Origin of the sequence: Bacillus sp. FSL K6-2841, from assembly GCF_037976435.1 — a bacterium.
GTDB lineage: Bacteria > Bacillota > Bacilli > Bacillales > Bacillaceae > Bacillus > Bacillus pumilus.
Window position 1 is genome coordinate 1,585,176 of the sequence record NZ_CP150266.1, and the last position, 26,551, is coordinate 1,611,726.

At 41.2% G+C, this 26,551-nt stretch carries 30 protein-coding genes; all 30 read left to right on the top strand.

Features of this window, described 5'->3' with window-relative positions; genetic code table 11:
* Positions 1-11: 11 nt before the first annotated feature.
* The 30 genes from hslU (at position 12) to MHH68_RS08030 (ending at position 26,543) form a co-directional block, all read left to right on the top strand.
* Positions 12-1,412 (top strand): HslU--HslV peptidase ATPase subunit, encoded by a 1,401-nt coding sequence (hslU, locus tag MHH68_RS07885; protein WP_339165712.1) that lies wholly within the window; start codon positions 12-14, stop codon positions 1,410-1,412.
* Between the two features lie 34 nt (positions 1,413-1,446).
* Positions 1,447-2,226, top strand: coding sequence for a GTP-sensing pleiotropic transcriptional regulator CodY (codY, locus tag MHH68_RS07890; protein WP_003210838.1), 780 nt, complete (start codon positions 1,447-1,449; stop codon positions 2,224-2,226).
* Positions 2,227-2,513: 287 nt separating this feature from the next.
* Positions 2,514-2,903 carry a flagellar basal body rod protein FlgB gene (flgB, locus tag MHH68_RS07895; RefSeq protein ID WP_012009952.1) on the top strand — a complete coding sequence of 130 codons (390 nt, stop codon included), beginning with the start codon at positions 2,514-2,516 and terminating at the stop codon, positions 2,901-2,903.
* Complete coding sequence (gene flgC, locus MHH68_RS07900; protein WP_058013998.1) at positions 2,903-3,355, top strand: flagellar basal body rod protein FlgC; 453 nt, start codon at positions 2,903-2,905, stop codon at positions 3,353-3,355. The genes flgB and flgC overlap by 1 nt, the downstream gene beginning before the upstream one ends.
* A gap of 11 nt (positions 3,356-3,366) precedes the next feature.
* Complete coding sequence (gene fliE, locus MHH68_RS07905) at positions 3,367-3,684, top strand: flagellar hook-basal body complex protein FliE (protein WP_003212183.1); 318 nt, start codon at positions 3,367-3,369, stop codon at positions 3,682-3,684.
* Positions 3,685-3,733: 49 nt separating this feature from the next.
* Positions 3,734-5,326 (top strand): flagellar basal-body MS-ring/collar protein FliF, encoded by a 1,593-nt coding sequence (gene fliF / locus MHH68_RS07910; RefSeq protein WP_058013996.1) that lies wholly within the window; start codon positions 3,734-3,736, stop codon positions 5,324-5,326.
* An 11-nt stretch (positions 5,327-5,337) separates the two neighbouring features.
* The gene (gene fliG, locus MHH68_RS07915; protein ID WP_012009955.1) at positions 5,338-6,354 is read left to right on the top strand and encodes a flagellar motor switch protein FliG; all 1,017 of its coding nucleotides are present in this window, start codon (positions 5,338-5,340) and stop codon (positions 6,352-6,354) included.
* A complete protein-coding gene (gene fliH / locus MHH68_RS07920) occupies positions 6,347-7,111 on the top strand; it encodes a flagellar assembly protein FliH (RefSeq protein ID WP_169056511.1) in 765 nt (254 codons plus the stop codon). Before fliG ends, fliH begins: the two co-directional genes overlap by 8 nt.
* On the top strand, positions 7,108-8,424 hold the full coding sequence (gene fliI / locus MHH68_RS07925; RefSeq protein WP_012009957.1) for a flagellar protein export ATPase FliI: 1,317 nt from the start codon (positions 7,108-7,110) through the stop codon (positions 8,422-8,424). Before fliH ends, fliI begins: the two co-directional genes overlap by 4 nt.
* A gap of 8 nt (positions 8,425-8,432) precedes the next feature.
* Positions 8,433-8,876 (top strand): flagellar export protein FliJ, encoded by a 444-nt coding sequence (gene fliJ / locus MHH68_RS07930; protein ID WP_034620036.1) that lies wholly within the window; start codon positions 8,433-8,435, stop codon positions 8,874-8,876.
* Positions 8,877-8,888: 12 nt separating this feature from the next.
* Positions 8,889-9,587 (top strand): MotE family protein, encoded by a 699-nt coding sequence (locus MHH68_RS07935; protein WP_058013993.1) that lies wholly within the window; start codon positions 8,889-8,891, stop codon positions 9,585-9,587.
* Positions 9,588-10,910 (top strand): flagellar hook-length control protein FliK, encoded by a 1,323-nt coding sequence (locus tag MHH68_RS07940; RefSeq protein ID WP_268497837.1) that lies wholly within the window; start codon positions 9,588-9,590, stop codon positions 10,908-10,910. It begins immediately after the preceding gene.
* Positions 10,910-11,356, top strand: a complete 447-nt coding sequence (gene flgD, locus MHH68_RS07945) for a flagellar hook assembly protein FlgD (RefSeq protein WP_003211424.1) — start codon at positions 10,910-10,912, stop codon at positions 11,354-11,356. The genes MHH68_RS07940 and flgD overlap by 1 nt, the downstream gene beginning before the upstream one ends.
* 17 nt (positions 11,357-11,373) lie before the next feature.
* Positions 11,374-12,168: a flagellar basal body rod protein FlgG gene (gene flgG, locus MHH68_RS07950; RefSeq protein ID WP_268497839.1), complete on the top strand. Its 795-nt coding sequence runs from the start codon at positions 11,374-11,376 to the stop codon at positions 12,166-12,168.
* Between the two features lie 37 nt (positions 12,169-12,205).
* On the top strand, positions 12,206-12,421 hold the full coding sequence (locus MHH68_RS07955; protein ID WP_034620035.1) for a flagellar FlbD family protein: 216 nt from the start codon (positions 12,206-12,208) through the stop codon (positions 12,419-12,421).
* Positions 12,418-12,846, top strand: coding sequence for a flagellar basal body-associated protein FliL (gene fliL / locus MHH68_RS07960; RefSeq protein WP_003212424.1), 429 nt, complete (start codon positions 12,418-12,420; stop codon positions 12,844-12,846). The genes MHH68_RS07955 and fliL overlap by 4 nt, the downstream gene beginning before the upstream one ends.
* Positions 12,847-12,878: 32 nt before the next feature.
* Positions 12,879-13,877, top strand: coding sequence for a flagellar motor switch protein FliM (gene fliM / locus MHH68_RS07965; protein WP_003212239.1), 999 nt, complete (start codon positions 12,879-12,881; stop codon positions 13,875-13,877).
* Entirely contained in the window at positions 13,867-14,991 is a 1,125-nt protein-coding gene (fliY, locus tag MHH68_RS07970; protein ID WP_169056514.1) for a flagellar motor switch phosphatase FliY, read from the top strand. Before fliM ends, fliY begins: the two co-directional genes overlap by 11 nt.
* Before the next feature lie 27 nt (positions 14,992-15,018).
* The gene (locus MHH68_RS07975; RefSeq protein ID WP_007499584.1) at positions 15,019-15,381 is read left to right on the top strand and encodes a response regulator; all 363 of its coding nucleotides are present in this window, start codon (positions 15,019-15,021) and stop codon (positions 15,379-15,381) included.
* Positions 15,382-15,399: 18 nt separating this feature from the next.
* Positions 15,400-16,059: a flagella biosynthesis regulatory protein FliZ gene (fliZ, locus tag MHH68_RS07980; protein WP_339165713.1), complete on the top strand. Its 660-nt coding sequence runs from the start codon at positions 15,400-15,402 to the stop codon at positions 16,057-16,059.
* On the top strand, positions 16,052-16,717 hold the full coding sequence (gene fliP / locus MHH68_RS07985) for a flagellar type III secretion system pore protein FliP (RefSeq protein WP_007499580.1): 666 nt from the start codon (positions 16,052-16,054) through the stop codon (positions 16,715-16,717). Before fliZ ends, fliP begins: the two co-directional genes overlap by 8 nt.
* Positions 16,718-16,733: 16 nt before the next feature.
* Complete coding sequence (gene fliQ, locus MHH68_RS07990; protein ID WP_003211206.1) at positions 16,734-17,003, top strand: flagellar biosynthesis protein FliQ; 270 nt, start codon at positions 16,734-16,736, stop codon at positions 17,001-17,003.
* A 6-nt stretch (positions 17,004-17,009) separates the two neighbouring features.
* Positions 17,010-17,789, top strand: coding sequence for a flagellar biosynthetic protein FliR (gene fliR, locus MHH68_RS07995; protein ID WP_268497840.1), 780 nt, complete (start codon positions 17,010-17,012; stop codon positions 17,787-17,789).
* Positions 17,786-18,874, top strand: coding sequence for a flagellar biosynthesis protein FlhB (gene flhB, locus MHH68_RS08000; RefSeq protein ID WP_058013986.1), 1,089 nt, complete (start codon positions 17,786-17,788; stop codon positions 18,872-18,874). The genes fliR and flhB overlap by 4 nt, the downstream gene beginning before the upstream one ends.
* 29 nt (positions 18,875-18,903) lie before the next feature.
* The gene (gene flhA, locus MHH68_RS08005; RefSeq protein WP_058013985.1) at positions 18,904-20,937 is read left to right on the top strand and encodes a flagellar biosynthesis protein FlhA; all 2,034 of its coding nucleotides are present in this window, start codon (positions 18,904-18,906) and stop codon (positions 20,935-20,937) included.
* Complete coding sequence (flhF, locus tag MHH68_RS08010; RefSeq protein WP_268497841.1) at positions 20,937-22,052, top strand: flagellar biosynthesis protein FlhF; 1,116 nt, start codon at positions 20,937-20,939, stop codon at positions 22,050-22,052. The genes flhA and flhF overlap by 1 nt, the downstream gene beginning before the upstream one ends.
* Positions 22,049-22,954 (top strand): MinD/ParA family protein, encoded by a 906-nt coding sequence (locus MHH68_RS08015; RefSeq protein ID WP_012009971.1) that lies wholly within the window; start codon positions 22,049-22,051, stop codon positions 22,952-22,954. The genes flhF and MHH68_RS08015 overlap by 4 nt, the downstream gene beginning before the upstream one ends.
* Positions 22,951-24,024 carry a chemotaxis response regulator protein-glutamate methylesterase gene (locus tag MHH68_RS08020; protein WP_169056518.1) on the top strand — a complete coding sequence of 358 codons (1,074 nt, stop codon included), beginning with the start codon at positions 22,951-22,953 and terminating at the stop codon, positions 24,022-24,024. Before MHH68_RS08015 ends, MHH68_RS08020 begins: the two co-directional genes overlap by 4 nt.
* A 5-nt stretch (positions 24,025-24,029) precedes the next feature.
* Positions 24,030-26,057 (top strand): chemotaxis protein CheA, encoded by a 2,028-nt coding sequence (locus MHH68_RS08025; protein WP_268497843.1) that lies wholly within the window; start codon positions 24,030-24,032, stop codon positions 26,055-26,057.
* 24 nt (positions 26,058-26,081) lie between these two features.
* Positions 26,082-26,543: a chemotaxis protein CheW gene (locus tag MHH68_RS08030; protein WP_003211606.1), complete on the top strand. Its 462-nt coding sequence runs from the start codon at positions 26,082-26,084 to the stop codon at positions 26,541-26,543.
* Positions 26,544-26,551 lie beyond the last annotated feature (8 nt).

Genomic DNA, 26,551 nt, shown 5'->3' on the forward strand with positions numbered 1-26,551 from the left:
ACATGAGACGTATGGAGAAAAAGCCGTTCACCCCAAGAGAGATAGTTGAAAAGCTTGATCAATACATTATTGGTCAGCTCGATGCGAAAAAAGCAGTGGCGGTGGCTTTAAGAAACCGTTACAGAAGAAGCCTTTTACATGATAAGCTAAAGGATGAAGTCGTTCCGAAAAACATCTTAATGATCGGCCCAACAGGAGTGGGGAAAACAGAGATTGCCCGCAGAATTGCAAAAATTTCTGGTGCGCCTTTTATTAAAGTGGAAGCGACGAAGTTTACTGAAGTTGGTTACGTCGGCCGTGATGTAGAATCGATGGTCAGAGATCTAGTTGAGACAGCGATTAGAATTGTCAAAGAAGAAAAGATGAAAGAAGTTCAAGAAGAGGCAGAAAAACAAGCAAATAAACGTCTTGTTCATTTACTTGTTCCTGGCAAGAAAAAAAGCCAATCTGTGAAAAATCCTTTTGAGATGCTGTTTGGTGGGTCTGATGAAGATGACCGTGATCGAGATCAATCAAGTGAAGAAGTAGAACTTGAATCGACAAGAAAGCGAATCGCTCATCAGCTGGCGATGGGCGAACTTGAAGATCATTACGTCACGATCGAAGTCGAAGAGCAGCAGCCATCCATGTTTGATATGCTTCAGGGCTCGGGTATGGAGCAAATGGGCATGAACATGCAGGATGCGCTTGGCAATCTGATGCCTAAAAAGAAAAAACGCAGAAAGCTGACCGTCAGAGAAGCAAGAAAGGCGTTAACAGCTGAGGAAGCTTCAAAACTGATTGACATGGATGAAGTCAGTCAAGAAGCTGTCTATAAAGCAGAGCAGCAAGGGATTATTTTCATCGACGAAATCGACAAAATCGCCAAAAGCGGTGGTGCATCATCTGCAGATGTTTCTCGTGAAGGGGTTCAACGTGATATTTTACCGATTGTAGAAGGTTCAACTGTGATGACGAAATATGGGGCAGTGAAAACAGACCATGTGCTTTTTGTAGCAGCAGGTGCATTTCATATGGCAAAACCATCAGATTTGATTCCAGAGCTTCAAGGACGCTTCCCAATTCGTGTAGAATTAGATAAATTAAGTATCGAAGACTTTGTGAAAATCTTAACGGAACCAGATAATGCATTATTAAAGCAATATAAAGCTTTACTTGAAACGGAAGGTATATCTCTTGAATTTTCTGACGATGCTATTCATAAGATTGCCGAAGTGGCTTATCATGTCAATCAGGAGACAGATAACATCGGTGCAAGAAGGCTTCATACCATACTTGAAAAGCTGCTTGAAGAGCTTTCATTTGAGGCGCCTGATATTACACTAGGGACAGTGACCATTACCCCTCAGTATGTAGAAGAGAAGCTAGGAAAGATTGCAAATAACAAAGATTTAAGTCAATTTATACTTTAACAAATGAATAAAGTAATCTAGGAGGATCATTAATATGGCGTTACTACAAAAAACAAGGATTATTAACTCAATGCTGCAAGATGCAGCGGGGAAACCAGTTAATTTTAAGGAAATGGCAGAAACATTGAGAGATGTCATTGATTCAAACATTTTCGTATTAAGCAGAAGAGGGAAGCTTCTAGGCTACTCGATCAACCAGCAGATTGAAAATCCGCGTATGAAGAAAATGCTTGAAGACCGTCAGTTCCCTGAGGAATATACAAAGAGTCTATTCAATATCCCTGAAACATCTTCAAATCTTGATATTAACAGTGAGTATACAGCTTTCCCGATTGAGAACCGTGATTTATTTGAATCAGGTTTGACAACCATTGTGCCAATTATCGGAGGAGGAGATCGTTTAGGAACGTTAATCCTGTCTCGTTTGCAAGATACATTTAAAGATGATGATTTAATTCTTGCTGAATACGGTGCAACAGTTGTTGGAATGGAGATCCTTCGTGAGAAGTCAGAGGAAATCGAAGAAGAAGCAAGAAGTAAAGCAGTTGTCCAAATGGCGATTAGTTCTCTTTCATATAGTGAGCTTGAAGCCATTGAACACATCTTTGAAGAACTTGATGGCAACGAAGGGCTTCTAGTGGCAAGTAAAATTGCTGACCGTGTAGGAATCACTCGTTCAGTGATCGTGAACGCCTTACGTAAGTTAGAAAGTGCTGGCGTCATCGAATCTCGCTCTCTTGGAATGAAGGGAACGTATATCAAAGTGTTAAACAACAAATTTTTAATTGAACTTGAAAATTTAAAATCTCATTAATACAAAACCCCTTTTTAGCAGAAATACAAGCTAAAAAGGGTTTTTTTTTATAAAAAAAGAGGATTTGTCCGAAAAATGACACTCTTTTTTCCAAGAAAACCCTTACAATTCTTAGTTCTTTGAATCTAGGTCTTTATACCTACTCGTAAAATAGATATATATTACGAGTTTTTTTTACATATACATCATAGACTTTAATCCTATTATTTCTTACAATGAACATATGGTTTTACAAATCTCGACATGATTAAATGGAATGAAATACATATGATTGGAGGTATATGGTTTTGGATATATTTTCTGGAACGATAAGCAACCTTGAGAATGCCTTGGGCAGAGCGAATGTTAAGCAAAAAGTCATAAGCAATAATATCGCGAATATAGACACACCGAACTACAAGTCGAAAAACGTCGCATTTCATGATATGCTAAACGATGCGTCGATCAAGCTAGATGCTAAAAAAACATACCAAGGTCACATTGATTTTTCTAAAACAGGGTCTAATTATTCAGTTGTTTCGAGCAACCGTACTTCATATCAAGAAAACGGAAATAATGTCGATATTGATCAAGAGATGAGTGAACTCGCTAAAAACCAAATTCAGTATAATGCGTTGGTTGAAAGAATGAGTGGAAAATTCAATTCTCTTAAAACAGTTTTGACAGGAGGTAAGTGATGTCAATTTTTTCAGGCGTTAACGCTTCGGCCTCTGCACTAACAGCACAGAGGCTCAGAATGGACGTTGTATCCTCTAACCTTGCAAATATGGATACAACAAGAGCGAAACAGGTTGATGGCAACTGGGAGCCTTATAGACGTAAGCTCGTCACCTTACAGCCGTCAGGTGAATCGTTTTCATCTATATTAAACTCAAGCATGAATTCGAGCAGTAAATTAGGAAACGGCGTGAAAGCAACGAAGATTACAGAAGACGAAACTCCATTCAACCTTCAATATGATCCTACAAATCCCGATGCCAATGAAAATGGATATGTTCAAACACCTAATGTTGATCCATTAAAGGAAATGGTTGACCTCATCAGCAGCTCAAGGTCATATGAAGCAAACGTGACCGCACTAAATGCGAATAAAAGCATGTTGATGAAAGCTTTAGAAATAGGAAAGTAAGGTGAAAAAAATTGGTTAACGCAATATCTCCTTTCCAGCTTCAAGCTGCTCAGCAAGCAAGTGAATTGACAAATGCATCGTCCGTTCATGCGGCTGCACCTAAAAGTCAAACGAATTTCTCTGATGTGCTGAAGAATTCCATTGAGGCATTAAATCAATCGCAGCTGAAATCAGACCAGTATACAAATGCACTTGCACAAGGAAAAGATGTCAATCTCGATGAAGTCATGATTGCCTCGCAAAAAGCGAGTGTGACACTCACAGCTGCAACGGAGTTTCGAAATAAAGCAGTCGAAGCGTACCAAGAGATTATGAGAATGCAGATGTAGGAGGTGCTGACGGACAAAAAAAGACTGAATGGAATGACCGGGGGTTAAGATGAATCGTACTTTAATGCAATTAAGAACAAAAACAGTTGAGTTTTGGCGAAATCGATCAAAATTACAAAAAATACTTATGATTGGCGGCGTTGCTGCCCTAGCAATCATTATTACGGTTGTTAGCATCTTTGCTTCTTCTGAAAAAATGGTTCCATTGTTTAGAGACTTGTCTGAGGCAGAAGCTGGACAAATCAAACAGGAACTAGATGGCAAAAACGTTAAATCGGAACTTGCGAATAATGGAACAACGATTCTCGTTCCAGAAAAGCAGGCCGACTCTTTAAAAGTAACACTCGCATCTGAGGGTCTCCCTAAGACAGGGAATATTGACTACTCATTTTTTGCGAATAATTCCGGCTTCGGTTTAACAGATAATGAATTTGATGTTCTGAAAGTAGACGCAACCCAGACAGAACTATCCAATCTAATCAACACGATTGATGGGATTAAAGATTCAAAAGTTATGATTAACCTGCCAAAAGATTCCGTTTTTGTTGGAGAAGAGCAAAGTAATGCATCAGCATCTATTGTGCTGCAAGTTGAACGTGGCTACACGCTCTCGCCGCAGCAAGTAAAAGGCCTTTATCATCTTATTTCAAAAAGTGTGCCGAATTTAAAGACAGAAAACATTGTCATTATGGACCAAGATTCCAACTACTACGACTTAAACAGCAGTTCTGATTCCTATGCAAGTGGAATGGATGCACAGCAGCAGAAGAAAGAAGAAATTGAGAAGAACCTTCAAAGAAAAATTCAACAGCTGCTCGGAACAATGATGGGTCAAGAAAAAGTCGCTGTATCGGTCACAACAGACATTGATTTTACTGAAGAGAAAAGAAAAGAAGATCTTGTAGAACCAGTTGATAAAGAAAACATGCAAGGCATCGCTGTCAGTGCTGAGAAAATTGCTGAAACTTATTCAGGAAATGGTGCAGCAGCTGGTGGAACCGCTGGAACAGGCGACGATGATGTCACAAACTATCAAGGCGCCGATGGAGCGAATGGTAGCGGAGATTACGAAAAGAGCGAAGATCGTATCAACTATGAAGTCAACCGCATTCATAAAGATATCAAAGAGAGCCCTTATAAAATTAGAGATGTTGGCATTCAAGCATTGGTCGAACCACCAACTGCAAACGATGTGAACTCTTTAACAGCTGAAAGGCAAGATGATATTAAAAAGATCCTTTCAACGATCATTAGCACGTCAATTGATAAAGAATACACAAATGGTCAAGCGCTCACTCAAGCAGACTTAGATAACAAAATTGTTTTATCTGTATCAAAATTAGACGGTAAACAGCAAACTGCAGCAGAAAACCCATCAAACAATATTCCAATCTGGGTTTATATTGTAGGCGGTGTGCTACTACTTGCAATTATCGCTCTCATTGTTCTTCTTGTGCGTAAACGCAGAAAAGAAGAGGAAGAAGAGTTTGAGTTTGATGAACGTACACCAATCCATGTTCCTGATATTGACACTGAACCAGAAACAGAGGAAATGGTGAGGAAAAATCAGCTTGAGAAAATGGCAAAAGATAAACCAGAAGACTTTGCTAAATTGCTACGCAGCTGGCTGTCCGAGGATTAGGAGGAATACACATGTCGAGAAAAGATCCAAATCGACTAACAGGCAGACAAAAAGCAGCAATCCTAATGATTTCCTTAGGGCTAGACGTGTCAGCATCTGTATACAAACATCTGTCTGAAGACGAAATAGAAAAATTAACACTTGAAATTTCCAATGTACGAAGTGTAGATACTGCTAAAAAAGATGAAATCATCGAAGAGTTTCACAGCATCGCCATCGCGCAGGACTACATATCACAAGGCGGTCTTATGTACGCAAGACAAGTACTTGAAAAAGCACTTGGTGAGGACAAAGCGGACAGCATCTTAAACCGGTTAACATCCTCGCTTCAAGTGAAACCGTTTGATTTTGCCCGGAAGGCTGACCCAGAACAAATCTTAAACTTTATCCAGCATGAGCATCCGCAAACCATTGCGCTCATCCTTTCCTACTTAGATCCAGTCCAAGCAGGGCAGATATTATCTGAATTAGGTGAGGATGTACAAACAGAGGTTGCGAGACGTATTGCTTTAATGGACCGCACATCTCCAGAGATCATCAATGAAGTGGAACGCATTCTTGAGCAAAAGCTTTCTTCAACCTTTACGCAAGACTATACGCAAACGGGCGGAGTCGAAGCGGTTGTAGAAGTACTAAATGGTGTAGACCGTGCGACCGAGAAGACCATTTTAGACACTCTTGAAATTCAGGATCCAGAGCTTGCTGATGAAATTAAGAAACGTATGTTTGTCTTTGAAGATATTGTCACTCTTGACAGCAGAGCAATTCAGCGCGTGATCAGAGATGTTGAAAATGATGACTTATTGCTCGCACTCAAAGTGGCAAGCGAAGAGGTCAAAGAAATTGTTTTCCGCAACATGTCACAGAGAATGGTCGAAACGTTCAAAGAAGAAATGGAGTTTATGGGACCTGTCCGGCTTAGAGATGTCGAGGAAGCACAAACCCGTATTGTCAGCATCGTAAGGCGACTCGAGGAAGCTGGAGAAATCGTCATAGCTCGGGGCGGAGGAGACGATATCATTGTCTAGGATTATCAAACATGAAACATCTGTTATTCCTGAGCAAGGCCGGCAAACGATTCCTTTGCAGCAAGTGGAGTTCAAAAAAGAACATCATGAAGAAGAGCTTGCCAATGAAACAGAAGCATCGCAGCTTGTACTAAGTGATGCTGAAGATCAAGCAAGCCGTATAGTAGAACAAGCAAATAATGAGCTTGAAAAAACAATGGCTGAAATCAATCAGCGCCGTGCTGATTTTGAAGAAGAAAGAATGCAGCTGATTGAAGAAGCGAAACAAGCTGGTTACCAAGATGGCTTCCAAAAGGGTGAAGCAGATGCGATGAGTCAGTATCGATCAATTCTTGATCAAGCAAATGACATTGTCAGTCTTGCGAAGCAGGATTACGAAGAAAAAATTGAAAGCTCCGCAGAAAAAATTGTGGAACTGGCTTTTGAACTCGCTAAACGCGTTTGGTACTCGGCTGAGGACACGAAAGATCAATTTTTGGCTCTCGTGAAGCAGGTCATTTCTGAAGTGAAAGAATATGACGATATTTCCATCTATGTGGACCCTAAACATTACGATCATGTGATGGAGTATAAAGACGAATTAATCAGAATCCTTCAAAAGGATACACACCTTGCGATTTACTCGGATGAAAAAGCGCCAAAAGGGACTTGTTACGTAGAAACAAGCTTTGGAAAAGTGGAAGCGAGTGTTGATACCCAAATGAATCAGTTGAAAGAAAAGCTACTAGAAGTCATTGATTCAGGTGATCACAAATGAACATCGATGTGTTAAAAGAAACGATCGAAACTGCCGATCCTTATAAACGATTTGGTAAAGTCAATCGAGTTGTTGGACTGATGATTGAATCTAAGGGGCCGGAAAGTTCTATCGGAGATGTGTGTCTCATTCATAAAAAGGGGCGTAAGCACGATCCGATAAAAGCAGAGGTTGTAGGGTTTAGAGATGAACATATTCTGCTCATGCCTTATGTAGAAGCATCCAATATTTCACCAGGAAGTCTAGTTGAAGCGACAGGTGAGTCGCTGAAGGTCAAAGTTGGAACAGGCTTAATTGGCGAAGTTGTTGATGCCTTCGGTGAACCGCTGGACGGCAGTATGCTTCCAAAGGGACTTGCACCTGTTTCGACAGATCAGTCACCTCCAAACCCAATGGACAGACCGCCTATCCGTGAAAAAATGGGCGTTGGCGTCAGAGTGATCGACAGTCTGCTTACAGTCGGCACTGGTCAGAGGATCGGTATTTTTGCCGGAAGTGGTGTTGGGAAAAGTACCTTAATGGGGATGATTGCTAAGCAGACAGAAGCAGACCTGAATGTCATTGCTCTTGTTGGAGAGCGTGGCCGTGAAGTTCGTGAGTTTATTGAAAAGGATTTAGGTACCGAGGGACTAAAGCGATCGATTGTTGTCGTCGCAACTTCTGACCAGCCTGCACTGACAAGAATGAAGGCTGCTTATACAGCAACAGCTATTGCGGAATATTTTAGAGACAGAGGAAAAAATGTCATGTTCATGATGGACTCTGTTACACGGGTCGCTATGGCACAAAGGGAAATCGGTCTTGCAACTGGTGAACCGCCAACGACAAAAGGATATACGCCTTCGGTGTTCGCTATACTGCCAAAATTACTTGAACGAACTGGAACGAATCAGCTTGGTTCCATCACAGCGTTTTATACAGTGCTTGTTGATGGGGACGATATGAATGAGCCAATCGCTGATACAGTTAGGGGAATCTTAGATGGTCACATTGTACTTGATCGTGCTTTAGCCAACAAAGGACAATTTCCCGCTGTCAATATTCTGAAAAGTATCAGCCGCGTGATGAGCAATATCGCAAGTCATGATCACAAGGAGGCGGCCAACCGGTTCCGCCAGCTTTTATCCACTTATCAAAACGCTGAAGACCTCATTAACATTGGAGCATATAAAAAAGGCTCCTCGAAAGACATTGATGATGCTATGCAGGCTTATCCTCATCTGATTTCATTTTTGAAGCAGGATGTAGAAGAGGCTGTATCTATTGAAGACAGTGTGAATGTATTGCTCGGTTTGATGAATAGAGAGGATTGACGAAAACAGTGAGATATCAATACAAATTTCAAAAGCTCTTAGAACTGAAAGAAAGTGAAAAAGACAAGTCACTCGCAGCGTACCAACAATCCGTTTCGGCATTTGAGCAAGTCGCTGAAAAGCTCTATGAAAATATGAGTAAAAAAGAATTAATGGAAAAAAGCAAAGAAGAAAAGCTGAGAAGTGGTATGAGTGTCCAAGAAATGCGTCATTATCAGCAATTTGTGACCAATTTAGATAACACGATTCAGCATTATCAGCAGCTTGTGATCATGAAACGCCATCAAATGAATGAAAAACAATCTGATTTAACTGAAAAAAACATTGAGTTTAAAAAGTTTGAAAAAATGAAAGAAAAGCAGTATGAAAAGTTTTCCCTTGAACATAAGGCCATTGAAATGAAAGAAATGGATGATATCTCTATCAGCCAATTCATGTTTCAAGGACATTAGGAGTCGAGATGAATGCCTAAGAAGGAAAAAACGAAGGAATCAAGTGGCGGTAAATTTCAATGGATCTTGTTTATTGTCATCATCCCATTGATTGTGCTTGTGTTAGTGACTGGCACAATCCTTTATATGGCAGGTTTTGATCTAAAGAAACCGCTCCAACACATTCCGGGCGTCAGCAGTTTGGTTGGTTCAGATGACACGTCAAAAACGTCATCTTCACATAATAATCAAAGCGATGCAGAATTGAAGGAACTGAAAAAGACCATTAAAGAGCAAAAAAATGAACTTGAAATTGCGCAAAAAGACTTAAAAACAAGTGATGAAGAGATTAAAAGACTGAATCAAAAAATCAGTTCACTTGAAAAAACAACTGAAAATGATGCGAATAATACGTCAGCGAGTGACAGTTCATCAAACAACAGCTCATCGAGCGATACATCAGGTAATAATGCGTCAGGGACAACTTCTGATGAGGCAGCAGCCTCTAACCAGAAACCTAAAGGGAAGATTGCCAGTATCTATGAAAGCATGGACGCAGGGAAATCCGCCAAAATTTTATCAGAATTAAGTGATAAAGAGGCCTTGAAGATCCTCGAAGAGCTGAGCAAAAATAAACTAACAGACATATTAGCAAAACTAACACCTCAGAAGGCAGCTACGTTTACGAAAGAGCTTTCTAAAAAAGAAAGTGAAAATGGGGGTGGACAATAAGTGAAGCTATTAGATATTGGAGCCTTACAGCAATCATCTCAAGGTCTCGCGGGACCAAAGGGGAGCGGAGTGGCCTCTGCAAGCGGGTTGTTTAAACAATTACTTAGCGGGGCAGGTGTACAAAGCCGTCTTGTGAATGCTGAGACAACGGGTGCCACTCTTTCCATCAATGATGCGATGCAAATCATTGAAAAATGGATGCAATCACCTGAAGAAGGTATCAACGGAGACCTTCTTAGCGCACTTCAAACACTTCAAGGTCAAACGCTTGATTCGTCTGATCTCAAGTCACTAGAAGAGCTATTTCAAAAAATGGAATCATCCATTTACGGTGATCAAGCTGATAAGCCAGCTTCTGAACATAGTGAGCAGCTCATACAAGTCCACTTTTTCATATATCAACTGCTCAATCAACAGCCGCTCAGCTTTGATGCAAAGTTAGTGCAAGATATTGAAGCAAAGGGTCAAGACTTCATTCACTTTCTTTCAAAAAATGGGGTAGATGAGAAACTGATTCAGCAAGTAAAAGAGCAGTTTTTCTCGCAGGGTTCAGCTCCAAAGCTGAATTCGATGTCTCAAAGTGAGCTGAAACACTTTAATCAGTTAATCGACCATATGATGGCGAATGCAAAAGGGTCAGACAAAGAGTTGAAGATTGCTTTAGGAGAGTTAAAAGAATTGGTCTCTCCAAGACAAGAATCTACTCTTGCTACTCCTGCTAAAGGGGCTGCCTCTCTTGAATGGCTCATCAAAAAGGAAGTGGTCAAAGGGCAAAGCACTGCTGCACCTGCTTCTGAAAAAACGATCACTCATACGCTTTTGCCAGGTCATAAGCAGTTTTTTCAACTGCAATCAGCAGCCCCTGTTCAGCAGACACAAACAACTGATGAAAAGCCGGGAACGGTTGATCAGCAAATTCTAAATACGTGGAAGCAAATGAAATTCACACCATTTGGCAACTCAAGCGGACGCTTTACAGTTCGATTAAATCCAGAAAATCTCGGATTTATCACGATTCAGCTGACGAAGCAAAATGGTATGTATGCGAGTAAGATTACTGCTTCGACACAAGCAGCAAAAGAGCTGCTAGAGCATCATCTGCCGCAGCTCAAGCAGGCGCTTCCGAATATGTCGGTTCAAGTGGATCGTTTCCATATACCGCTTCAATCAAATGAACAGCCGTTATTTGGACAATTTAACGAAGAAAACAAGCAGCAACAGTCAAAAGGGCAGAATTTCCAGAAGCCTGATGAACAGGAAGCAGAATTCCAAGATGTACTGGATGCTCTTGTTGGGTCAGATGAAGAAGAGGAGGAAATCTAATGGCAACGGTTGATGCTACGAATAGAACAGTCGCACAAACAGACACTTCTTCAAAAGCAGAAAAGAAAACAGATACGCTCGGCAAAGATCAATTCTTGAAAATTTTGCTCACGCAGCTTCAAAACCAAGATCCGACAAACCCACTAGATGACCGTGAGTTTGTCACACAGCTTGCAACATTTTCATCTTTAGAACAGCAAACCAATATGAACGATTCTATCACCAAGCTGAATCAGCTCATGTCTACATTTGTTGCACACCAAGATCCGTTTACGACGTATGTAGGGTGGATCGGTAAAGAAGTATCGGGCAAATTGGATGATAAAGATATATCAGGCACTGTGAAATCTGTTAAAAACATAAACAATGAATACTTCCTGTATTTAGAAGATGGAACGAAAATCAGCCCTTGGGATGTTACAGCAGTTGGAGAAAAAACAAAGTAATTCGAGGAGGAAAATAAATGTTACGCTCACTTTACTCAGGAATTAGTGGAATGAAAAACTTCCAATCAAAATTAGATGTTGTAGCCAACAACGTAGCCAACGTCAACACACACGGATACAAAAAAAGCCGTATCACTTTTAAAGATATGGTCAGTCAAACAATTTCAAGCTCAGGTGGACCAACGAACAACTCTGGCTCAATCAACTCAAAACAAATTGGTTTAGGATCATCTTTATCTTCTATTGATAAAATAATGAATTCAGGTTCTTCTCAAAATACAGACGAACCATTTGATTTCTATATTAATGGAGATGGATTTTTCCGTATTCAAAAGCAAGGTGAAATCCTATTTACAAGAACAGGGAACTTCAAACCTGATTCAAATGGGGATTTGGCAACACCTGATGGAAACTATCTACTTGGCATGGATGGGCAAAGAATCAACATTCCACGAGACAATGTGTCAAGTGTCAGTGTTGGGCCAGATGGGACCGTTTCTGTTGTTGAGAACAACGTTTCTCGTACTGTTGGGCAAGTATCACTTGTGTCATTCAGTAATGCAGGAGGATTAGATAGAGTTGGGGATAACCTATACCGCCAAACGCTCAGTTCCGGTGCGCCAAGTAATGCCATCGCTCCTGGAAGTCAAGGAACAGGTGAACTTCAAACAGGGAAACTTGAAATGTCAAACGTTGATTTAACAGACGAGTTTACCGAAATGATTATCGCGCAGCGCGGATTCCAATCGAATGCAAAGACGATCACAACATCTGATGAAATTCTGCAAGAGCTTGTGAATCTGAAACGATAGGAGGTAGGGGGAGCGGATGATCGCTTCTCTGCTTAATATGATTGAAGTGACAAGATTGAATGGCAAAGGATTTATGCTGAACGCTCTCCATATCGAGCAAATCGAAAGCTTTCCAGACACAACCATTACATTAGCCAATGGAAAGAAATTCGTTGTGAAAGAAAATGAAGAGCAGCTTCAAGAGAAAATCATTTCTTTCTACAGAAAAATCCAAGTCATTTCATTGAATCAAGGAATAGAGGAATTTGAATGAAGAAGAAATTAGTCGTAGTAATGCTAATCATGATTATTGCCATCGGCGGAATAGGAGCAGGCATCATTTTTCTGCTGAATGGTTCAGAAGAAGCAAAAGCTGAAAAAGAACCAACAGCAGATGAAGTCGTAAAAGCTTCTGTTGAAATTCCTGAGATTATCACCAATTTAAAGTCTGAAGGAAATGCGGTCAAACTTGTATTGAATATTGAAACAGACTCTGAAAAAGCAAAAGAAGAGCTTGAGAAAAGAAGTTTTCAAGTGAAAGACGCCGTAATTGACATTTTATCAGACACAAATGCAGATGAACTTGATGGCAAAAAAGGCAGAGAACATTTTAAAACACTAGTCAAAAACAAAGTGAATAACTATTTGCAAGATGGCAAGGTGAAAGAAGTATATATAACCTCCTTTAATCTGCAATAGAGGCGATTAATTGACACGATGGAGGTGAAGAAATGTCAGGAGAAGTGCTTTCCCAGAATGAGATCGATGCATTATTATCCGCCATATCAACAGGTGAAATGGATGCAGAAGAGCTGAAAAAAGAAGAAACGACGAAAAAAGTAAAGGTGTATGATTTTAAACGTGCACTTCGCTTTTCAAAAGACCAGATTCGAAGTTTAACAAGGATTCATGATAACTTCGCTAGACTGCTCACCACGCACTTTTCAGCTCAGCTAAGATCATATATTCAAATTACTGTCAGCTCGGTTGACCAAGTACCATACGAAGAATTTATTCGTTCGATTCCTAATATGACATTATTAAACTTATTTTATGTCAGCCCGCTTGAAGGAAGAATCATGCTTGAAGTGAACCCAACAATCGGCTATGCCATGATGGACAGGCTGATGGGCGGGATTGGCATTAGTCATAATAAGACAGAATCACTTACAGAAATCGAAACAAAGATTATCTCAAACATGTTTGAGGGAGCTTTGGAAAATTACAGAGAAGCGTGGCAGTCCATAACCGACATCGAGCCTGAAATGGCAGATTTCGAGGTAAATCCCCAGTTTGTTCAAATGGTGTCACCAAACGAAACCGTTGTCGTCATTTCTCTTAATACACAAATTGGCGAGGTAAGCGGGGTTATTAACCTATGTATTCCTCATGTTGTATTAGAGCCTATTATTCCGAAGCTGTCTGTACACTACTGGATGCAGTCTGAACGAAATGAACCAAAACAACAAGAAACAAAGGCCATTGAAAAACGAATTATGACGGCAAAGATACCGGTAGTCGCAGAGCTAGGGGAATCGGAAATGACGGTGGAAGAGTTTTTGAATTTGGAAATTGGTGATTGTATTGCCTTGGACAAACCAGTAAATGCGCCTCTTACTGTTATGGTCGGAAATAAACCGAAATTCTTGGGACAGGCCGGCCGCGTGAATCGGAAACAGGCGATTCAAATTCTAGATCACGACATAAGAGGTGAAGAAGATGGAGAATAACGGAAGTAAATTATCACAAGACGAAATCGATGCGCTCCTTAAAGGAGGTAGCAATGACGATATAGAGCCTGATACAGTCCTTTCTGCAATGGAGCAAGATGCCATTGGAGAAATTGGAAATATTTCATTCGGCAGTTCTGCTACAGCACTTTCAACCCTATTAAATCAAAAAGTGGAGATTACCACTCCAACTGTGACAGTAATTCAAAAAAGTATGCTGAATGAGGAGTTTCCTCATCCGTATGTCGCGATTGAAGTGAATTATACGGAAGGCTTCAGCGCAAGTAACCTGCTCGTCGTCCAGCAAACAGATGCAGCAGTCATTGCGGACTTAATGATGGGCGGAGACGGGACAAATGCTGACCCTTCTTTAAGCGAGATTCACTTAAGTGCGGTGCAAGAAGCAATGAACCAAATGATGGGTTCTGCTGCGACATCCATGTCGACTGTCTTTAATAAAAAGATTGATATTTCTCCGCCTCGCGTTGAATTACTTGATGTGAAAGAAGGAGAAGGAACAGACCGGATCCCAGCTGAAGAAATGCTTGTCAAAGTGTCCTTCAGATTAAAAATAGGTGAGCTCATTGATTCAAATATTATGCAGCTTTATCCTATTACATTTGCGAAAGACTTAATTGCAGAATTAACAGACCCTGCGCAAGAGGAAGAGCCGGTTCAAGAAGCTCAAGTGGCTACACCTGAACCTCAGCCGGCAGCGCCGCAAGCGCAGTCTGCACCAGCGCAGCAAGCAGCTCCGGCGAAAAGACAGGCGAAGCCAAAGCCGGCAGCACCTGTAAATGTGGCACCAGTTGAATTTGAAGCATTCAGTGAGCCTCAGCATACAACAAGCCAGCTTGGAAATCTTGATATGCTGATGGATATCCCGCTTTCCATTACGGTGGAACTTGGAAGAACTCAGCGAAGTGTCAAAGAAGTTCTTGAGCTTTCAGCAGGAAGTATCATTGAACTGGACAAACTTGCTGGTGAGCCAGTAGACATTCTAGTTAACAAACGAATCGTCGCCAAAGGGGAAGTCGTTGTTATTGATGAGAACTTTGGTGTTCGTGTGACTGATATTTTAAGTCAGTCAGAAAGACTTTCTAATTTAAAATAAACAAACATACAGGGAGAGAATAAGTAAATGGCTACTAAGGTATTAATCGTAGATGATGCAGCATTCATGAGAATGATGATAAAGGATATTCTCGTGAAAAACGGATTTGATGTAGTAGGAGAAGCAGAAAACGGCGCTCAAGCAGTTGAAAAATACAAAGAAACGTCTCCAGATCTTGTCACAATGGATATTACAATGCCAGAAATGGACGGGATCACAGCACTAAAAGAAATTAAACAAATTGACGCTTCTGCAAAAATCATCATGTGTTCTGCAATGGGGCAGCAGTCAATGGTTATTGACGCGATCCAAGCAGGTGCAAAAGACTTTATCGTGAAGCCGTTCCAGGCAGACCGTGTACTTGAAGCAATTAATAAAACGTTAGGCTAAAAAAGGGTGTAAGACTTGTTGAAAAAACGTTTGATATGTATAGCAATGATCAGTTTTATGCTTTTCTTAACGATACAGCCTGCCTCACTGTTTGCTGAAACGAAAGATCCTGAAAATGGCACAGTGAATGACTGGCTCAAAGAAGAGAAGAGCAGCAAAAAGGATACAGAAAAGACAACCACTGACAATCAAACGAATCCGGCAGAAGAAGTTCCCTCTTCTTCTGTCTCCATTATGGATTTTGTCAAAATGATTGGTGCCTTACTTTTTGTCATCCTGCTTATATATGGATTGGTGAGATTTGTTGGTAAGCAAAACCGCTTACTTAAACCATTTCGCTATGTTGAAAATATTGGCGGAACGACGGTTGGCCAAAACCGTTCAGTCCAGCTTATCAAAGTGGGAAAACGAGTATTAGTTGTCGGAGTAGCGGACTCAATCCAGCTGCTAAAAGAAATTGATGATGAACAAGAATGTGAAGCGATCGTGCAACAATACGAAGAAGCGATGGAAAGCAAAACAGATTTACCAAAAATCGTTCAAAAATTCACATCTCAGATAAAGAAACAAGATCAGCCAACCACTTCTTTTTTTTCAGCCAATTTGAAGGCACAGCTAGCCGAATTGAAAAAGACCCAATCAGAAGTCAGAAAGAAAGGCCCGAAACAAAATGAATGAGTTTATCGATTTATTTAATTCCAGCGGTGCAGGGAATATTAGCACGTCTGTCCGTCTTCTTTTACTTTTAACCGTGTTTTCGGTTGCACCAGGCATTCTCATTTTAATGACGTGTTTTACACGAATTGTGATTGTACTTTCATTCGTTAGAACGTCCCTTGCAACCAACTCAATGCCGCCAAACCAAGTGCTTGTAGGGCTTGCTTTGTTTCTTACATTCTTTATCATGGCACCTACGTTCTCAGAGATTAATAAAGAGGCACTCACGCCGCTTTTAAATGATGACATTACGCTCAATCAGGCATATGAAAAAGCCGAAGTGCCCATTAAAGAGTTTATGAGTAAACATACGAGACAGAAGGATTTGGCTTTATTTCTTAGTTACGCAAAAATGGATACACCTGAATCGATAAAAGATATTCCGTTAACGGCGATGGTACCCGCTTTTGCGATTTCAGAATTAAAGACGGCATTTCAAATTGGTTTCATGATCTTTATTCCATTTTTAATTATTGATATGGTCGTCGCAAGTGTCCTGATGTCAATGGGGATGATGATGCTTCCGCCGGTTATGATATCGCTCCCTTTTAAAATATTGTTATTTGTTTTAGTCGATGGATGGTATTTGATTGTTAAATCTTTGCTGCAAAGCTTTTAGAGTAGGTGCTTAAAACATGAGTTCAGAATTTGTCATTACGATGGCTGAAAGATCAGTGTATGTGGTATTGCTTGTCAGTGGGCCGCTTTTAGCGCTCGCTCTTATTGTGGGACTGATTGTCAGTGTGTTTCAGGCAACAACCCAAATTCAAGAACAGACGCTTGCGTTCATTCCTAAAATTGTTGCAGTTCTTATTGGGCTTGTTGTGTTTGGTCCATGGATGCTGTCAACCATTGTGTCCTTTACGACAGAGCTGTTCTCGAATTTAGATCGATTTGCAGGTTAACGAGCGATGTCAATCATAGAATTATTCCCTGCTTTTCTATTAGTTTTTATTCGAATCACCGCTTTTTTTGTGACAGTACCGCTTTTAGCGCATAGAACGATCCCGGCTGTACACAGAGTTGGATTCTCACTGTTTTTAGCCGTAATTAGTTTTAGCACGATTAAGGAACCGCCAACACTCGACATAGACGGTCTTTATATGATGCTTGCGGTGAAAGAAGCAATGGTCGGGCTTCTACTTGGTTTGATTGCATATATCATGGTTTCTGCTGTTCAAATTGCCGGCTCATTTATTGATTTTCAAATGGGCTTTGCGATCGCCAATGTAATTGATCCGCAAACAGGGGCACAAACGCCGTTGATGGGGCAGTTTTTTTATACGGTCACATTGCTATTGATGCTGGCAACCAATGCACACCACCTGCTGCTTGATGGAATCTATTACAGCTTTCAGTATATTGCAGTTGATCAGTACGCACTGAATTTCGGCAGTGAATCCTTTGCTTATTTTATTGCAAAGAGCTTCAACCAAATGTTCATCATTGCCTTTCAAATCTCAGCACCGGTTGTCGCCAGCTTGTTTTTGGTCGACTTGGCACTGGGCATTGTGGCACGAACAGTTCCGCAGATGAACGTTTTTGTTGTCGGACTTCCTATTAAAATGGGTGTGAGTTTTATTATGATCATCATCTGTATGGGCGTCATCTTCGGAGTTGTCCAAAATACATTTGATACGATTGTACTCACCATGAGGAATTTCTTAGCATTGGTCGGTGGTTCGTCATGATGACAAGGCTTAGACTAGACTTGCAATTTTTCGCAGGTGAAAAAACAGAAAAAGCAACGCCGAAAAAGAGACAAGATTCACGTAAAAAAGGTCAGGTTGCCAAAAGTACCGACGTCAATACAGCCATCTCATTTCTATTAATCTTTTTATCATTCTTTTTTATTGGGCCTTTTATGAAAGAGCGTATTATTGCGCTCATTGAACGTTTTTATTCAACAACCATGCTAATGAAGGTTAGCACATCTAATATTCATCAACTATTTGTGGAATTGCTTCAGGAAACAGGACTCCTCCTCATGCCAATCCTTGGTGTTGGTATGCTGGCAGGGATCATCAGTAACTATTTGCAAGTTGGCTTTCTCTTTTCGACAGAAGTAATCAAACCGAAATTAGAAAAACTCGATCCAATCAAAGGGTTTAAACGAATATACAGTATTCGAGCCCTCGTTGAGCTATTAAAATCCATTTTGAAAATTGGTTTAATTGGTTTTGCGACATTTATTGCACTTTGGATGCACTTTGACGAAATCCTGAGGCTTCCTTTATTAACAGCAGAGGAAACCCTTCATTTCGTTGCAAATATGACCTTAATTATGGGGTTATATGCAGCAGGTGCTCTCATGATCTTAGCAGGGCTTGATTATATGTATCAGAAATTTGATTATGAAAAAAACTTACGGATGTCCAAACAAGACATCAAAGATGAGTATAAAAAATCTGAGGGTGACCCGCTCATAAAATCAAAGATTAAACAGCGTCAGCGGGAAATGGCCATGAGACGGATGATGCAGGAAGTCCCAAAAGCGGACGTCATCATTACAAACCCAACTCACTATGCAATTGCTTTGAAATATGACGAAGAAAAAATGGACGCGCCCTTTGTTGTGGCAAAGGGAACAGATATTTTGGCTTTGAAAATTAGAACGATTGCGAAAGAGCACGATATTATGACCGTAGAAAACCGGCCGCTCGCTCGTGCACTCTATGATCAGGTCGACATCGACCAAGCGGTGCCAGAGGAATACTTTAAGGCGATCGCAGAAATTTTAGCTTATGTTTATAAAACGAAACAAAAGATTTTATGAATTTTTGGTTTTAAAAGGAGAGAACAGGCATGTCAGCAAGAGATTTATCTGTTTTATTCAGTGTTATTTTAATTGTGGCGATGCTGGTCATACCGTTTCCGCCAATGCTATTAAGTATTTTAATCATTATTAATATTTCTCTTGCGCTTATCGTGCTTCTCACCACAATGAACATGCAAGAACCACTGCAATTTTCAATATTTCCATCATTGCTTTTGCTCTTAACGCTGTTTCGCTTAGGGCTTAACATCTCTACAACACGTTCTATCCTATCAACTGGAGACGCTGGAAAGGTTGTAGAAACGTTTGGTTCATTTGTTGTTGGAGGAAATATACTCGTGGGTCTGGTGGTCTTCCTTATTCTGATCATCATTCAATTTGTTGTAATCACCAAAGGGGCTGAGCGTGTTTCAGAGGTTGCGGCAAGATTTACCCTTGATGCGATGCCAGGGAAACAAATGAGTATTGATGCAGATTTAAATGCAGGGATGCTGACAGAAAGTGAAGCGAGAAATCGCCGTGAAAAAGTAGCGAGAGAAGCAGACTTTTATGGTGCGATGGATGGGGCAAGTAAGTTCGTCAAAGGGGATGCCATCGCAGGTATTATCATCGTCATTATTAATATTATTTTTGGGATTATCATTGGAATGCTTCAGCAAGGAATGTCGATTCAAGAGTCAGCTTCCCACTTTACATTATTAACGGTAGGAGATGGGATTGTTTCACAAATTCCTGCACTTCTCATTTCAACAGCGACAGGGATTGTCGTCACAAGGGCTGCTTCTAATGGGAACCTTGGGTCAGATATCACTGAACAGCTGTTTGCATTCCCAGCTATGCTTTATGTCACAGCAGGTACGATCTTCCTTCTTGGGTTGTTTACTCCAATCGGCGTACTTTTGACAGGACCGATCGCAGGTTTACTTGCCCTCGGCGCATACTTGATGTCAAAAAACAAACAGGATCAAGAAGAAATAGAAGAGGTACTAGAGGAGCAGGCAGAGGTAGAAGAGATGAAAAGTCCAGAAAGCGTCATTCACCTTCTCCAAATGGATGCCATTGAATTTGAGTTTGGCTACGGTCTGATTCCGCTAGCCGATGCAAATCAAGGCGGTGACCTGTTAGACCGAATTGTGATGATCCGAAGGCAGCTTGCCCTTGAACTCGGTCTTGTGATTCCAGTTGTCCGGATCCGGGACAACATTGCACTTAACCCAAATGAGTATCGACTCAAAATAAAAGGTAACGAAGTGGCAAAAGGCGAGCTCCTGCTTGATCACTACTTAGCGATGTCGCCTACGCCTGATGATGATCCGATTGAAGGAATCGAAACAATCGAGCCATCCTTTGGTCTTCCGGCTAAATGGATCTCAGAAGCAGAAAAAGATCAGGCTGAGATGCTCGGCTATACGGTTGTAGATCCTGCATCTGTTGTGTCTACTCACATCACAGAGAAGATTAGACAAAACACACACGAACTGCTCGGACGCCAGGAAACGAAGCAATTAATCGATCATCTGAAAGAAAGTTATCCTGTCTTAGTGGATGAAGTGACCCCGAATCCACTAGCAGTTGGTGATATTCAAAAAGTGCTTGCAAAACTGCTGAAAGAAAAAGTTTCTATTCGAAATCTTGTCACCATTTTTGAGACGCTTGCAGACTACGGAAAATTAACGACGGATACAGATTTGTTAACAGAGTATGTCAGACAGGCACTGGCAAGACAGATTACTGCACAATATGCGAGAGAAAATGAATCGCTCAAAGTTGTGACATGCTCAGGCCGAGTGGAAAAGGTGATTGCTGACAGTGTACAGCAGACAGAGCATGGCAACTACTTATCGTTAGATCCAGAATCCTCTGAAAGTGTGATTCAATCAGTGGCGAGAGAAATTGAACAGCTTTCGCTTCGTCAGGAAACGCCGGTTCTATTGTGCTCACCTCCTATAAGAATGTACGTCAAGCAGCTGTTAGAAAGATATTTCCCGGACTTACCGGTATTATCTTATAACGAACTAGAAGCAAATGTGGAAGTACAGAGCATCGGAGTGGTGGATATCTAATGAAAATGAAAAAAATCATAGCGAATTCAATGCAGGAGGCAACGATTCAAATTAGGCAGCAGCTTGGGAAGGATGCCGTCATTTTAAATTCCAAAACCGTTGTGAAACGAAAGCTATTCGGTTTAAAAAAACAGCAAATGGTTGAAGTGATTGCAGTGCTGGATCAAGATTTTGAAGAAAGAGCAGGTAAAGGTGGACATCCTGCGCCTCCTCTTCCAGTATTTCCGAAAAAGGAGCACGTTCAACACCGGCCTGAAGAGCCGCCTTTTGCTCCTGAGGCAGTGAAACCAGCACCTTCTCAATCTCAGCCTTTAGAATATGAGAGAAATGAGCGGCATGCTGGTATTCTGCCAGACTCTCTCATGGCAATCGATCAAAAGCTGAAGGATCAAGGTCTTGATGATGCCATTCGAGACGAATGCCTAAAAGGTCTTTTAACGAAGGGTGCTGTCAAGGAAGATCAAATTCATAAAGAACTTGAACAACTGCTGACAGATATGCTGCCGGCTCACACCTCTGATGAGCCGATGATTCGTTCAAAATACATTGTGCTGTTTGGTTCAACTGGCGCTGGTAAAACAACAACGATTGCAAAGCTCGCTGCCAAAACGGCCATTCAGAAGCAAAAGAAAATCGCTTTTATTACAACAGATACGTACCGAATTGCAGCGATCGAACAACTGAAAACATATGCGGAACTGCTCAATGCACCGCTTGAGGTTTGTTATTCTAGAGAGGATTTTGTGAAAGCTCAAGAGACCTTTAAAGAGTATGATCATATTTTCGTAGACACAGCGGGTCGTAACTTTAAAGAAGAAGCGTATATCAAAGAGCTGACAGACATCATTCCATTTAATGAAAGCATTCAAAGTTTCCTAGTGATGAGTGCGACCTCGAAGTATCAGGACATGAAAGCCATGGTTAAACGCTTTGAACACGTTCCAATCGATCAATTCATTTTTACAAAGGTAGATGAAACAGACACGATGGGAACCATCTTTCAAATCATTGCAAACTCTCAAATTGGACTTGGCTTTTTAACAAATGGTCAAAATGTTCCTGAGGATATTCTTGAGGGCTCTCCTCTTGAATTAACAAGGATGGTCTTACAATGATGAAGCCCGACCAAGCAGAAGGTTTAAGAAAGCTCGTTCAGCAGAATCAAACGATCACACCAGCTCCTCTTGGTATAAGCGGACAGGCAAAAACCATTGCTGTCATGAGTGGTAAAGGCGGGGTTGGAAAATCGAATTTGACGCTGAATATGGCACTGTCTATCGCAAATGCAGGTAAGCGAGTGTTAGTCATCGACCTTGATTTTGGTATGGGGAATATTGATATTTTACTAGGGAAAACATCGACCAGCTCTATATTAGATGTTCTTGTCAGGAAGAAATCCTTCCAAGCGGCTATGACTCAAGGAACGAACAACCTATATTACATTTCTGGCGGAAGCGGACTTGAACAGCTGTTTTCTTTAGATAAAGATCAATGGTCGTTCTTTCTTGAGGAAATGGAAAGAATGATGCACGACTTTGATTGTATCTTCTTTGATATGGGGGCTGGCCTTTCAAAAGATCAACTGCCATTTGTTTTATCAGCAGGGGAAGTAGTAGTTGTGACAACGCCAGAACCAACATCGATCATGGATGCTTACAGCGCAATTAAACACTTAGCGATTCATCAGTTCGAACAATCTGTGCAAATCATTGTCAACCGGTGTAAAACCCCGTCAGAAGGGTCTGAAACCTACAGAAAATTAGCAGGAGTGGTCACATCATTTCTACACAGAAAACTGGTATTTGCTGGCGCTGTGCCGGATGATCCTGCGGTTCCAAAAGCAGTGGCCGAACAAATTCCATTTTATATGAAGCAGCCTCATTCAAGGCTGAGTAAAACGATCAAGATGCTGGCAGAAACACTTTATCAACAGCAGATAAGAGAGGCACAGAGAGAGCAGCATACGTTTATAGATAAGTTGTCCTCTTTTTTTAAAAGGAGGAAGGTGGACTCGTGATTAGAGTGCTTGTAGTAGATGACTCGGCCTTTATGCGAAAGCTCATTAGTGATTTCCTAAGTGCCGAGCAAGAAATAGAAGTCGTCGGAACGGCGCGAAATGGGGAAGATGCCTTAAAACGGATCAAGGAACTGAATCCAGATGTCGTCACATTAGATGTGGAAATGCCTGTTTTAAATGGAACAGAAGCATTAAAACAAATTCTGGCTGAACACGACCTTGCCGTGATTATGGTGTCAAGCCAGACAAAGCAAGGGAAGGATTTAACCATCCATTGCTTAGAACTTGGTGCTTTTGACTTTGTGACAAAGCCTTCAGGAAGTATTTCGCTCGATTTACACAAAGTAAGAGGCCAAATTGTAGAACGGGTGCTTGCGGCAGGGCTGTCAAGGAAACGTACTGAAATGCAGGTTTCTCCTAAGCCTGTGATGAAGCCGCCGATTCCGGTGGCTGCACCTCGCCCGCAAGCAGTAAAAAGCGGCTCACTTCGAAAGATTATTTCAATCGGAACATCAACGGGTGGGCCAAGAGCACTTCAACGAGTCGTCACGAAGCTGCCCAAGGACATAGAAGCACCCATTTTGATTGTGCAGCATATGCCGGCAGGATTTACGGCATCACTTGCTACTAGGTTAGACCATTTATCTCAAATTTCGATTAAAGAAGCACAAGATGGAGACATCGCTAAAAATGGAGTGGCTTACATAGCACCTGGTGGAATGAATATGTCACTTCATGAACAAGGGGCATCCTTAGTCATCAGGCTGTCTCCAGAGGACACAGAAAGCCGGCACAAACCTTCTGTTAACTATTTATTTGAATCCATCAGTCATATAAAGGGTTACGAGAAAATCGCTGTCATTATGACAGGCATGGGTAGTGACGGCACAGAAGGTGTCAAAAAAATGGTCGCAAGCGGTCATACAAAAGTCATTGCAGAAAAAGAAGAATCATGTGTTGTTTTCGGAATGCCTAAATCAGTCATTAAAGCAGGCCTTGCACATGAAACAAGGCATGTGGATGACATCGCACATGCAATTATAAGCTCCATGAATAAAGAGAGGGCGTGAACACGTTGGATGTAAACCAATACTTAGATATCTTTTTAGATGAAAGCAGAGAACACTTACAAACTTGTAATGAAAAACTTCTTGATTTAGAAAAGAACCCAACCGACTTGCAGCTAGTGAATGATATATTCAGAGCGGCTCACACATTGAAAGGCATGAGTGCAACGATGGGCTACGCTGATATGGCTCAGCTAACACATCACTTAGAAAACATGTTTGATGCCATTCGAAATGAACAAATGATTGTCACACCTGAGTCAATGGACACAATGTTTGAAGCACTTGATCACCTTGAAGCAATGGTTCAATCAATTGCAGAAGGCGGCGATGGGAAACGCGATGTCACAGAGATTAGTAAAAAGCTAGATGTGACAGGAAGCCATGCTGAGGCAGCTCCTAGTGTTGAAACAGCTGATGTATCAGCGGCTGCTAACGACTTAGACTATAACGAATTTGAACGAACAGTGCTTGATGAAGCGAGAGAACAAGGCTTTAAATGTTATGAACTCAATGTAACATTAAGCGACGCATGCTTATTAAAAGCCGTTCGTGTTTATATGATCTTTGAAAGACTGAACGAAGCAGGCGAAGTCGTTAAAACAGTTCCAAATGCAGAACTTTTAGAATCAGAAGATTTCGAATCTGAATTCAGTATTTCTTATTTATCTAAACAATCGATGGATGAAGTGAAAAAAATCGTGATGGCGATCTCAGAAGTTGAACAAGTTGAGATCTCAGAAGTTTCTGCATTTGAAGAAGCGGCTCCAGCTGAAAAACAAGAAGCAAAACCTGAACAGGAAAAAGAAGAAGTATCTGTGCCTGCTGCGAAAGCACCAGCAAACGATGCGCCAAAAGCAAATGGCAATAACGGTGCAGCTGCCGGCGGAACAAAAACGATTCGTGTCAACATTGACCGTCTCGATTCTCTCATGAATCTATTTGAAGAACTGGTGATTGACAGAGGCCGTTTAGAACAGATTGCCAAAGAATTAGAAAATAATGAACTCACAGACACAGTTGAAAGAATGACACGTATTTCTGGAGATCTGCAATCGATCATCCTGAACATGAGAATGGTTCCTGTTGAAACGGTGTTTAACCGATTCCCTCGTATGATCCGTCAATTGACAAAAGAGCTGAATAAGAAAATTGAACTGATCATTGAAGGTGCTGAGACAGAGCTTGACCGAACGGTTATCGACGAGATTGGAGATCCGCTCTTACACTTACTTAGAAACAGTCTAGATCACGGAATTGAATCGCCAGAAGAACGTGTGAAAAAAGGTAAGCCAGAAAAAGGCACCGTTCTATTAAAGGCGTATCATAGCGGAAACCACGTCTTCATTGAAGTAGAAGATGATGGCGGCGGAATTAACCGTAAGAAAGTGCTTGAAAAAGCATTAGAGCGCGGCGTTATTACAGAAAGAGAAGCAGAGACACTTGAAGATCATCAAATTGATTCATTGATCTTTGCAGCAGGATTCTCTACAGCTGATACGATTTCTGACATCTCTGGCCGCGGTGTAGGCCTTGACGTTGTGAAAAACAAGCTGGAATCACTGGGCGGATCTGTGAGCATCAACTCAACAGAAGGACAGGGCTCACTATTCTCGATCCAGCTTCCGCTTACATTATCGATTATTTCTGTACTTCTTGTGAAACTGGAAGAGGAAACATTTGCGATTCCGATTTCTTCTATTATTGAAACGGCTGTTATTAAGAAAAGCGACATCCTTCAAACGCATGATCGTGAAGTGATTGATTTCCGAGGATTTATCGTACCGGTCGTGTACTTGAAGAAACAATTCCACGTACCAAATGCGAATGAATTAGAGGAAGAACTGCACATCATCGTTGTTCGTAAAGGAGATAAGCTGACAGCATTTGTGGTCGATTCATTTATTGGTCAGCAAGAGGTTGTATTGAAATCACTAGGAGATTACCTGCCAAACGTGTTTGCGATTTCAGGCGCAACAATCCTAGGCGACGGTCAAGTTGCACTCATCGTTGACTGTAATGCACTGATCAAGTAAAAAACAATAGAGGAGCGGTCTGAAATGAGTACAGATATCAAAACTGGCGAAAAGATGATTGTGTTTATCGTAAACAAAAAAGAATACGCCATTTCAGTATCAGAAGTAAAGTCCATTGAAAAATGGCAGCAGCCGACAAGAGTCCCTGGCGTTGCCCCTTATATATGCGGTGTTATTAATCTGCGCGGTGTCGTGACACCTGTCATCGATCTTAGAGTGAGACTTGGATCAAGTGACAACGAAATTACAGATGAAACAAGAATGATTATTGTACAAGTTGGTGACATTGAAGTCGGCTGGATTGTTGATGAAGCAAATGACGTCATTACAGTTCATCAAGAAGAAGTAGAATCTTCTCCTGAATCAGCTGAAAAAGAAGGACAATCATGGGTGACAGGTATCATTAAGCATGATCAGCGTCTATTTAATATCATTCATCCTGGTGCTGTCCTCGACAAGAGCGTTCAAGATGCACCTGTTCATTAAGGAGGATG

Bases quoted from the DNA above. Each gene is read 5' to 3' on its own strand.
- fliR (WP_268497840.1), top strand. From the start codon at position 17,010: ATGTCAATCATAGAATTATTCCCTGCTTTTCTATTAGTTTTTATTCGA.
- MHH68_RS07935 (WP_058013993.1), top strand. From the start codon at position 8,889: ATGCCTAAGAAGGAAAAAACGAAGGAATCAAGTGGCGGTAAATTTCAA.
- flhF (WP_268497841.1), top strand. From the start codon at position 20,937: ATGAAAATGAAAAAAATCATAGCGAATTCAATGCAGGAGGCAACGATT.
- MHH68_RS08015 (WP_012009971.1), top strand. From the start codon at position 22,049: ATGATGAAGCCCGACCAAGCAGAAGGTTTAAGAAAGCTCGTTCAGCAG.
- fliM (WP_003212239.1), top strand. From the start codon at position 12,879: ATGTCAGGAGAAGTGCTTTCCCAGAATGAGATCGATGCATTATTATCC.
- flgG (WP_268497839.1), top strand. From the start codon at position 11,374: ATGTTACGCTCACTTTACTCAGGAATTAGTGGAATGAAAAACTTCCAA.
- codY (WP_003210838.1), top strand. From the start codon at position 1,447: ATGGCGTTACTACAAAAAACAAGGATTATTAACTCAATGCTGCAAGAT.
- hslU (WP_339165712.1), top strand. From the start codon at position 12: ATGGAGAAAAAGCCGTTCACCCCAAGAGAGATAGTTGAAAAGCTTGAT.
- fliI (WP_012009957.1), top strand. From the start codon at position 7,108: ATGAACATCGATGTGTTAAAAGAAACGATCGAAACTGCCGATCCTTAT.
- fliG (WP_012009955.1), top strand. From the start codon at position 5,338: ATGTCGAGAAAAGATCCAAATCGACTAACAGGCAGACAAAAAGCAGCA.
- fliF (WP_058013996.1), top strand. From the start codon at position 3,734: ATGAATCGTACTTTAATGCAATTAAGAACAAAAACAGTTGAGTTTTGG.
- fliY (WP_169056514.1), top strand. From the start codon at position 13,867: ATGGAGAATAACGGAAGTAAATTATCACAAGACGAAATCGATGCGCTC.
- fliQ (WP_003211206.1), top strand. From the start codon at position 16,734: ATGAGTTCAGAATTTGTCATTACGATGGCTGAAAGATCAGTGTATGTG.
- fliP (WP_007499580.1), top strand. From the start codon at position 16,052: ATGAATGAGTTTATCGATTTATTTAATTCCAGCGGTGCAGGGAATATT.
- flhB (WP_058013986.1), top strand. From the start codon at position 17,786: ATGATGACAAGGCTTAGACTAGACTTGCAATTTTTCGCAGGTGAAAAA.
- MHH68_RS08030 (WP_003211606.1), top strand. From the start codon at position 26,082: ATGAGTACAGATATCAAAACTGGCGAAAAGATGATTGTGTTTATCGTA.
- MHH68_RS07955 (WP_034620035.1), top strand. From the start codon at position 12,206: ATGATTGAAGTGACAAGATTGAATGGCAAAGGATTTATGCTGAACGCT.
- MHH68_RS07975 (WP_007499584.1), top strand. From the start codon at position 15,019: ATGGCTACTAAGGTATTAATCGTAGATGATGCAGCATTCATGAGAATG.
- flhA (WP_058013985.1), top strand. From the start codon at position 18,904: ATGTCAGCAAGAGATTTATCTGTTTTATTCAGTGTTATTTTAATTGTG.
- flgC (WP_058013998.1), top strand. From the start codon at position 2,903: ATGTCAATTTTTTCAGGCGTTAACGCTTCGGCCTCTGCACTAACAGCA.
- flgD (WP_003211424.1), top strand. From the start codon at position 10,910: ATGGCAACGGTTGATGCTACGAATAGAACAGTCGCACAAACAGACACT.
- fliL (WP_003212424.1), top strand. From the start codon at position 12,418: ATGAAGAAGAAATTAGTCGTAGTAATGCTAATCATGATTATTGCCATC.